6 protein-coding genes are annotated in these 8961 nt (G+C 51.6%); all 6 read right to left on the reverse strand.

What is annotated here, in order from left to right:
- Positions 1-1379: oligosaccharide flippase family protein (locus VMT62_07315; protein HVN96219.1), on the reverse strand; the 1379-nt coding region annotated here is incomplete at its 3' end.
- 35 nt (positions 1380-1414) lie between these two features.
- The gene (locus tag VMT62_07320) at positions 1415-2941 is read right to left on the reverse strand and encodes a cobalamin-dependent protein (GenBank protein HVN96220.1); all 1527 of its coding nucleotides are present in this window, start codon (positions 2939-2941) and stop codon (positions 1415-1417) included.
- A gap of 1 nt (position 2942) precedes the next feature.
- Positions 2943-5462: a PEP/pyruvate-binding domain-containing protein gene (locus VMT62_07325; GenBank protein HVN96221.1), complete on the reverse strand. Its 2520-nt coding sequence runs from the start codon at positions 5460-5462 to the stop codon at positions 2943-2945.
- A 7-nt stretch (positions 5463-5469) separates the two neighbouring features.
- Entirely contained in the window at positions 5470-6696 is a 1227-nt protein-coding gene (locus tag VMT62_07330; GenBank protein HVN96222.1) for a lycopene cyclase family protein, read from the reverse strand.
- Between the two features lie 9 nt (positions 6697-6705).
- Complete coding sequence (locus tag VMT62_07335; GenBank protein ID HVN96223.1) at positions 6706-8076, reverse strand: FAD-dependent oxidoreductase; 1371 nt, start codon at positions 8074-8076, stop codon at positions 6706-6708.
- Positions 8076-8961 (reverse strand): hypothetical protein (locus tag VMT62_07340; GenBank protein ID HVN96224.1); only part of this gene is annotated, 886 nt, incomplete at its 5' end. The genes VMT62_07335 and VMT62_07340, both read right to left, overlap by 1 nt.

The raw sequence follows: 8961 nt of genomic DNA on the forward strand, positions 1-8961 counted from the left end.
ATCCTCGATCGTATCAGTATATATCTGGCCTGACGGAACTCTCCGAGAAAAGCCAGCGAGAAGATATAGAACGATAAACCCGCGGGTATAACGATAAGTATATGTACACGCATGAGGAAAAAGAGGAGGACCCCCATCACAATGCTGGCCAGAAAAGGGCGCCATATGAGAACTCCAAGCGCCGGTAACTTTCCGAAATATACACGGGAGAGTAGCATACGGCCCAAAAACCCGGCTAAAGCGCACATGAATGTGGTGGCGGCTGCGCCGTTGAATCCGTATAGGGGGATGAGTAATCTGTTGAGGGCAATATTGACGACTAATAATGAAAGCGCAAGTAGAAGCAATCGTCTCATCTGATCGCCTATTGCCAGCAAGAGGGTGCCCATGGGACCGCTTATCATGTTGAACAAGAAGGCCCACCCTATCCAGCGCAAGGCAACGACGCCCGTTGCATACGTGCCGCCGAACAGAAAGTGCAAGAGTGGCTCGGCCAGAACAATGGTGATTCCGGCCACCCCAAAGCCACAAACTGCGAAGACTCCGAGTGAATCGGAAAACAGATCCCATAGTTCGTGGCGCGAAGCGCCCGTTCTAGCAGACAGGGCAGGGTAAAGCGCTCCGATCAGGCTGCCGGACAGCAGAGAGAGTACGTCAGTAAACTTGGCCGCAACTCCGTATACTGCAACATCGTTGAGCGGTCTCAGCCAACCCATCATGAGAAGGTCGATTCGATGAAAAAGGGCGCCGTACGCCATAAGAAGGGCAAAAGGCACAGACAGTTTAAGAATGTGGCCGACCACAGAAACGTTAATTTTCCAGCGTAATGCCGGGACATATTTCCTCACCACAAATGTGAATATGGCGGCCTTCACCGATTCCGTGAGAAAAAGAACAATTACAAGAGATGTGACGGTTCCCCATATCCGGAGAACCATAAGGTTCAGAATTAGTCCGAGCGAGGAGCAACAGACCACCACGCCGGCATAGGCGCCCATATCCTCGTGGGCTCTGATCACGGCCGAGGCTATCTGGCCGATCCCTATAGAGACGAGGATGATACCCCCAAACCCCATGAGCAACACGATCTCGGGTCCGTAATGCAGAAGGTGGGATAAGCCGATCAGGATGGCCCAGCTGCAGAGCGCAAACATAAATGCCAGAAGCAGGGCATTGGGATAGAATTCCTCTGCCTGGCGTTTGTCTTTGGCGACCTCTCTGATCACGACGCTTTCCATGCCGAAGTTGACGATCATGCCGCCGATAAAGAGCATAGTCAGAATGAGGTTGTACGTACCGAAATCCTTCTGACTCAGGTTGCGGGCTATAACCACGAACAGGATCGCATAGGCCACCTTGTCAGCAAGGCTTGCCATCATTAACGACACAGTGTTCTTGTATATTCTCGGCAGCATCACGAAAAGAAGACTGTCTGCAGAAAGTCCGCTAAGTTCGGAGCGACCGCACCGGCCAAAAGGCTATTTTGCGAAAATCTCCGAAACGGTTTTGTTCTCCAGATGGCGGTGGCTGCATGGCCGCACAAGAATTTGGCCACCCGGGGTGTCAATAGTAATTTGAGAATAAAGGCCGGAACATTGCGATGATATAGCTCGATCCAGAATTGAAAGAATGGAAGGCTCTGAGACCTCCAATCCCGGGTATAGATTTGGGCGTGTTTGTCCTTTATGATCCCATGTTCGAGGGCTCTTTGATACAGGGGAGTGCCGGGAAAGAGCATGAGCGAGTATATCGGATGGTGCCACGGTTGCGGAAAACTTACGGCCAAACGTAAGGTCTCCAGGATTTCATCCAAGGTCTCATATGGATTGTCAATGATGAATTGATAGGTGGGGGGAAGATCCATAGCGTGACGATATTTCTCCACTAAATCGAGCGCCGACCGAAGCCTCGCATGCTCCTTGGTCCTATTGTACATTGCGGCCATACGGGAATTTGCGGTCTCCACTCCCATAGTAATATGCGAACAGCCGGATTTGAACAGGATTTCCATCTTCGCTTCATTGATAGTGAGCGGACTTACCTGGGCATAAAAAGGGATTCCGATCTCTTTCGCGTAAAGTTCACAGAAGGCTTGCAGTTTCTGTTTAGGTCTTGCAGTAAAATTGTCGTCTACCACATATACATACGAGATGGGAGCCACCGTGCGTTGAAATGCTTTCAACTCCTCAACGATCTTTGACTCGCCCCTCCACCGCAGAAGTCGTTCTCCCGGGTAGAGAGCCTTGTATACGGCGTTTGCGCAGTAAGTACACGAGGAGGGACATCCTCTGCTGGTCATGAGCATATATGGAACCGATCCACCGTCGCCACGGAACCGCTCACCCTGAAATTCGCGGAAGCGCTGAGCGGTCAATTCGACCAGACGATTATTCACCGCCAGAAAATGTCCGCTGCAACTAAAATCCGGAGGCGGAACTCTGTCAAGGTCCGTAATCAACGGTCTCAACCGGTTGCGGACAACGCCTTCAGGCGTGTTAAACCACATGTTGAGCGTGTCGTAGTAAGGTAAACCCGACTTCATCCGATTGAGAAGATCGACGAGCGCCTCTTCCCCCTCGCCCAGGCAAATCGCGTCGGCATGCTTGATACACTCATCGGGTTCAACGGTCGGTTGAACTCCCCCCCAGACGATGGGGATTCTCATTCCGTGCGATCGCAAATATTCGGTGACCTGAATAGCCTGAGGGAATTGATTGGACATGAGAGAACATCCGATCAGGTCGGAGTCTTTTACTAATTCGCAAAGGCCCGACAGAAGATCACCGCTGTACCTACTGGCAAACTTGTTCTTTCGCGCATCAGCTCGGGGCACCATAAATACGATTTGTGTTTCATGGCCGGCTTTGCGCAAACATGCTGATAGTATCCTGATTCCAATACAATAAAGTTCGTGATCCAGAGAAATTAGGGTCACCTTCATGTCAGATGCCCCCGCTTCCCGCGTGGACGGCGGACTCTATGATCGTTATCGTACCTTTGGCGCCATCTACGCGGACCAGATCGCCCGTGTGGATCTTTCGTGTGGCCCCGCTCACATTGACAACCGCGGGAATGCCGTACTCTCTTGCAACAGTTGCCCCGTGGGAGAGAAACCCCCCTATTTCAGTGACGATGGCTTTACACGTAAGAAACAGAGGCGTCCATCCTGGATCGGTGTGCGGGGTTACCAGAACTTCGCCCACCTTGAGCATGTTTGATTCGGAAATGTCGTGAAGGACTTTAGCCCGACCCTCGGCGAGTCCTGGGCTGCACCCAACTCCGCTCAACGTCCTGGCATCCATAGATGAGCCACTATGCTCTTCGGGGTTCTTTCCGCTATCCAGAACAAAATCCTCCGCTTGCACCATTCTTAACCGGTCGTAGTGCCGTTTTCGATCTGCTATAATTTTACCTACACCATCAAGGTCACTCTTGTCTCTGAGACAGGCATCGATTTCTCCAGGTGTCAAAAAGAAGACATCTTCTTTTGCGGCGAGGAGACCTTTGCGTGTGAGTGTTTTACCTGCCTGGATAAATATCTCCCTGATTTCCGCATAGCCTTCCATGAGTCTATATTTCATGTTCTCTCTGAGGGTTGAAAAATCTTTGTACGAGCAAAGCAGGCGTCTGAAGATAAAGCCCTTAAATGCGGAAAGGTGGCGCACAGTTCTCATTACCTCTTCTCGTTGCTCGCGTTGCCTGCTTTCGTACCCTGCACGGCTTGCGTCCCAGGGCTGCGCTTCAATGAATTTGCCAATTACCGATAGCAAGAATGCCGGATTCTCCCGCCACCGCGGCGACGCGAGCTCGAACTCTTCCGCCGTTCGGGCGCCGTTGGCCTCCAAAAAATCCTCCATCATTGATAGAAAGTAAGAACCACCTTCGACAGTTGCAAGGCGCTGTCTAACCTCGGTCCAATCTGTGGCTTTTTCGAAAGGCTCTCGCATTGCAGGGTGATTCTGTACGTACAGGGCCAATTCAGCAAGCGATCTTCCCTGCGCGGCAGTCTGCAAGTCTTCCCGTCCAATGAGTATAAGGGGCAAAGTGTTGCGAGCGCGCTCACCCGATAACCATCTCGTCAGACACACATCTATCAGCGCGAATGTCGCGATGGCGTAAGCGGTACACAACATGTGCACCTTGAAGCAACGGGCATTCCATTGTAGAAGCTCATCGAGTCGTCCGGCAGTGGTTCTGTTCAAGGGGGGCAGCCTTTTAGCCCTGGTCGCGAGGTAAGGTATAAGCCCTGTCAGAGTGAGCAAGAATAGGCCTTGAGCCAATCGCACCCGGAATCCCTTGGGGCGCCTGTACGAACCGGCGTGGTCAGTTACTTGAAGTCCTAAAACCCTTTGCAGCGTTTCCGGCGTCACAAAGGGAAGATAACAAAACGAATTGAGAAAATGATCGACCCTGAGATATGCACGTCCATCAATAAGACGGACCCCCGCGCTCTCCCCCAAATACTTGTCCGAGGAGATCGTCTTTCCAAAAATCACGGCACCAAAAATGGACCATGTAAGAGGCGTCACCACTGACGGCAGAACCTCGCCGATATTTGCCCTGGTCCAGAGTTTATCCAGTGCAACTCGCCGGGGGCTTGCCGCCTGCGTGATTGGTCTTGCCTGCAGTACATAGAATTTCTCCCCCTCGTAGGCCCACTCGATATCGCAGGGGAGCCCGAAGATCGACTCGATGTTGAGCGCCATACGGGCGAGCTCCCTCAATGCCGCGTCGACTAATCGATTCTCACGCTCGGCTGAGGTGTAGCTGACGGTCAGCATGTTTTCTATCCTGCACGCGTAAGGTGGCTCAACCCTCCCAGCCATCAGCTGTTCGCTGAGTCCCCTTGTGTACTCGACTATCATCTCGCTCTTCGCCGGGTGATGAGGATTTCTCGTAAATAACACCCCGGAATAACGGGCGTCAACCATTTTCTGAATCAACACGGACATAGTGGTTTGATCGTGGTTCAACCCGTTTTTCTCACGATACGCTATTGCTCTTTCGCTCCACAGCGATGCCCAGCATTTCTTTACGGCTTCAGTGACCGCACCTGTCCCTTGAGCATTGAGATAACTTTCATAGAGGCCCGCAAAAGACAGCTCCGCCAGATCTTCTTTGTTTGATGAGGACCGGACCGCCCACAAATCATCTGTCTTTGCTATAGAATCATTCCGTTCCAACTCCTGGCCGATGTCTTCAGGCATCGCGGCGTTGACGATGAGATCGGTTATTGCCGATGCCTTTTCCCCATAAGTCATGTTTTTCGTTGAGACGAGCTTCTCGATCTTAACATCCTTGCCATCAACTATCGCAAAGAAGCGATATGCGTCGCTCACAAGACAAAACGTCAGTGGAACAGGTATTCCATGGACGCAAAGGACGTGTAGATTCTTCCCTTTCGTACCAAAAGCGTCGGGATCGGTTTCCACTGAAATGGGGAAGAGATACCGGTTCTTCACTTTGACATCATTGGCTGACAGCAATATGGGCCGGATTACTGGCCCGACCGACGCTGAATAACATTCTTAGTTTATGTCGAAGGGCTCGAAAAAGGATTTGATGTTTCTTCGGTACGTGATCATTGTTCCTCATCCGATCGAGAACCTGGGGCGCCGATAAAAACGCGAGGTCGTTCCTGATGATCCACTCCCAGAATTCGCGATTGCCATTCCAGAACGATCCGGCGATTCGGGCAAAATCATCATACCTGGCTTTGTCTGCGGAATTCCATGTGTCTTGAAACGTCCGGAGAATCAGGTAATTATCCTCAGTCAAGGCCCTACCGGCTATCTTGCCAGCGAGGGTTCCGTATCGGAGGGCCGGTTCAACTCCCATACAGGTCCAGCTTGTTGCCATTCCGGCCGCGTCTCCGGCCGCTATTACTCTGCCCTGTACCAGATTCCTTGCCGGGGTGATAGGTATGGTGCCATATTCAATGGATTCAAGCCTGACGCCGGCCAGATAATCCGAGTACGGTGAAAACCGGTGAAGTGCCTCCTGAAAGTTCTCTTCTATTACGCCAATGTCTATCTCCGGACTCGTAGAAATCGTGGCATAGCCAAAACTTGCCCGTGCGCCGTTAAGCGGGTAGAACCATCCTCCCCCAAGACCGAATTGCTGCTGAGGCCACAAGAAGCAGGCTGTTTTATCGTCCACATTACTGAGACCCGAAAAGAGGCCGCCATATACATGGCTGTAATATCGGACGACTCCGTCTTCGGGAGAATGGGCGAGTTGCGATTTACCCGAACAGTCGATGATGATCTTTGCAGTAATGGAGTCGCCGTTCTCCAGTATGACCAGAGGATCCTTGTTCTGTGCCAGACTGACCGCCCGCTGAGTAATGATTGTCGGACGCCGGCAACCGGCCTCAAGGATGGCATGAAGTTTTTCGCAGGCCTTCCTGTAATCGAGCACCACCAGGGGGTACCCGTCGAAGGTGTATTGGATCGAACTACCCTGGTAATTGTGAAACACAAAACTTCGATAGCGCGCCTTAAGACAATCCTCAAAACCGTGCTTCTCGACAATGTCGGCGAAAGTGAGCGGAGAGGGATTGTTTGACCCTACGCCGTTCGCCTCTATTATAGCCAGAGACAGATTGTCTTCGTTAACTATTTCGCGGGCAGCAGCCATACCGGCAATACCCGCGCCCACGATAACGATGTCGAAAGAATTATCTAACCGATTCATAGGTCGGATTCACTCTCCTGTCGAGCTAATCTCCCGGCATATCCGGTCAGCGCATTCCAGGCCGGACTCAAAAGCTTGCGCAACACAGGGACCATCTGGTTCGACCGAGTCCCCGGCGAAGAATAGGTTGCTAACAGGTGCTTTGACGGGGAACCTTCGATACTTAAGGTCGGGGGATACACCGAAGACAGAGGGTACAAAACCAAACTCCTCCTCATAGCGTCGTGGATCATAAACGATATAATCGATCACGGCTTGGGAAAGTCCGTCAAAAAGATTATTCAATCCGAGCCTTACAACGCGCTCCGCCTGTCTCTTGACCGAATCCTGGGAAGCCATTTGGCGCGGGTGATAGAATTGCAAGGTTGCATGATGGGTAGCCCCGTCCCCTGCATTTATGTTGGAAGGAACGTGGAGGACGAACATGGAATCGAGAGGAAAAGAACCTGTCTCGAGCAACCGGAACTCTTCATGGACTTCGTACGGCATAAGAAAGACTGCATGACCTCGGGGTAGAGCGAACGAGCGGGAAAACGTAAGAAAAACGTTGACGACCTGAAGAGCATCTCCCAAATTACGCACCTCTTCGTAATATGGGGCAGGCCACGCGGAAGAATCAGTAAGGCGCAGAACAGTCTCCTTCAAGCCTGTATTGCTCACCACAATTCTACCCTCATAGCGACCTTTGTCTGTTTCTACAGACCGGGCGATTCCGTCATGGATCTCGATGTGCGAAACCTTCGTGTTTAGGAGCACCTCGCAGTGAGTCCTCGCCAGCCGAAGTAACTCGTGGGCTATACCGGCGTTACCTGAAGGCAGATATTCGGGATTGAGTGCCCGATAATGGATGACGCGTCCATTTTCATCTAAATAGGTACCGGGCAACCGGTACGGGCTTGTCCCCGACAACCCTGAAGCGGTATGAAGAACCTTGCGTAGAATACTGTTCCCGGTGAGAGAGTCTATGATATGGCCTACCGATGGATGAACCCGGAACCATCCAGGGTCAGATAGAGCCCTCGCTTTGTATTTCATTCGCAGTAACTCGGTGATCGGCACGCCACAAGCCCGCAATTGAAGAACGGTCTTGAATCCGAACGGAAAGGAGACCATCCCTCTACCAATCCTGATGCCGCATTTTATCTGCGCAGAGGGTAGGTTGAGGCCGAAATCATTTCTGAGATGATCGAATACGCCGCCTCCAACGTAGATCGCACCGATTTCGTGGGGATTGCCATTGATGCTCCTTGTTGAGCAGCGTCCCCCGGGAAAAGCGTTTTTTTCGAGCAGTAACGAGGCAATACCTTTTTTGCTCAAAGCGGCCGCTGTGGCCAGGCCTCCTATGCCGGCTCCGATGATGATCACAGGATATCGGCCCATCAGGAGAGCACCCCAACGTTGCGGAGATGACCCGTTATGTACACCATGACGGGGAAAGAAATCCTCTTGAGGGGAATATGTTTTGATGCCGATTTGAGAAATCGTCTGATGGAGAAGGTACGGGTGAATAGACTAAATTCCCTGAGAGCCCGCTCGGGGCTTATAAAGTATTCGGCGGCAATTTTGCCCGATATGAGCGCAGCTGAGATGCCGTTTAAGAAGAAGGGGTCGATCATTCCGCTGATGGTTCCCGCCAGTACCATGCCCTCTTTTGCGAGATTTCTTTCAAGAGGCACGCAGCCCGTGGAGAAACGCCAGTCATCGAGCGCAATACCCGTGCTCTCAAATAGATGCCGATTGAAGGTTTTGAGATTATGTTCATTCACCCCTATGCGCGAAAAAAGCAGGCAAAACATCAAATCATCTAAGGAGGCTAGATACGCAAAATCGTGATTTGTGTAATCTCCGAAGAAGGATAGCACGGTGCCGCTCTCAGGCGCGGCCCCGCTGCCTCTGAATCCCTGCACATTTACATGTTTTATGTCCAGGGTTTCGTATGGCGTTTCTTCCAGGCCGGTGGCGACGATACATTTGTGGCCGTCCTTGCTTTTAAGATTTGCGGTCTTCAGATCGAAAGTCTCACCAAAAAAGAATTCCACTCCCTGATCTTTTGCCTCCGAAAAGAGGAAACTCTCAACGGACGAAGAACGTGGACCCTTTTCGCAAAGAATGCTGTTTTTGGGCATATGGGTCTCGGATACACGTCCATAGAAGTGAAACGTGTGCCGCTTCACCGGTGTGAAGCAGGAAGAAATATCGATGCCGATATATGTGGAGGTCTTTTTGACGTCAAAAGTCTGTTGATGTACGGAGGGATGCCACACG

It is taken from the genome of Syntrophorhabdaceae bacterium (assembly GCA_035541755.1).
GTDB lineage: Bacteria > Desulfobacterota > Syntrophorhabdia > Syntrophorhabdales > Syntrophorhabdaceae > PNOF01.